This is a genomic window from Janthinobacterium rivuli (genome assembly GCF_009208735.1).
GTDB lineage: Bacteria > Pseudomonadota > Gammaproteobacteria > Burkholderiales > Burkholderiaceae_D > Janthinobacterium.
In genome coordinates this window covers 1-307 of record NZ_WFLJ01000083.1, presented here as the reverse complement: position 1 = coordinate 307, position 307 = coordinate 1, and the positions used below count along the sequence as shown (strand labels likewise).

At 48.5% G+C, this 307-nt stretch carries 1 rRNA gene; it reads right to left on the bottom strand.

Features of this window, described 5'->3' with window-relative positions:
• A 5S ribosomal RNA gene (gene rrf, locus GCN78_RS29025) occupies positions 1–101 on the bottom strand; the annotation flags it as partial.
• Positions 102–307 lie beyond the last annotated feature (206 nt).

Here is a 307-nt window from a genome sequence, read left to right as displayed (position 1 = left end):
CCTACTTTCACACTGGTTGCAGCACTATCATCGGCGCAAAGTTGTTTCACGGTCCTGTTCGGGATGGGAAGGGGTGGGACCAACTTGCTATGGTCATCAGGCATAACTTGTACTGGCATTTGTCCTCAGTGGAGCGACAAAGCCTGAATCTGGAAGAAGCAAAGATTGGGGTAATGAATTGGTGTATCAACACACACGCAACGTTGTACCGTCTTATCCTCTGTACCTGCTAAGGTTATAGGGACAAGCCGTACGGGCAATTAGTACTGGTTAGCTTAATGCATTACTGCACTTCCACACCCAGCCT